This window comes from Streptomyces sp. NRRL F-5122, assembly GCF_001507435.1.
In the GTDB taxonomy this organism is placed as follows: Bacteria; Actinomycetota; Actinomycetes; order Streptomycetales; family Streptomycetaceae; genus Streptomyces; species Streptomyces lannensis.
On the sequence record NZ_LMWH01000189.1, the window covers coordinates 1 to 300 of the forward strand.

Here is a 300-nt window from a genome sequence, read left to right on the forward strand (position 1 = left end):
GCAGGGCCGCGAACTCGGCCTCGATCCAGTTCAGCCAGGATCCGTAGGTCGGCAGGAAGACCAGCTCGACCTCGTGGCCGGCCGCCCAGGCACGGACCTCGGCGTGCTTGTGCGGGGAGAAGTTGTCCAGCACCACATACAGCTTCTGGCCGGGCCAGCGAGCCCGCAGGGCCTTGAGCAGGCCGAGGAACTCCCGCCAGCGCTTGCGCGGGCGGATGCGGTAGTACAGCTTGCCGGTGGCCAGATCGAGGGCGGCGATCATGTGCCTCACACCGCCGTAACGGTTGTAGGTGGCCCGTA

Annotated in this window: 1 protein-coding gene; it reads right to left on the reverse strand. The window is 68.0% G+C overall.

What is annotated here, in order from left to right; translation table 11 throughout:
- Nucleotides 1-262 (reverse strand): transposase (locus tag ADL25_RS19265; RefSeq protein WP_199839180.1); only part of this gene is annotated, 262 nt, incomplete at its 3' end.
- Between the last annotated feature and the right edge of the window lie 38 nt (nt 263-300).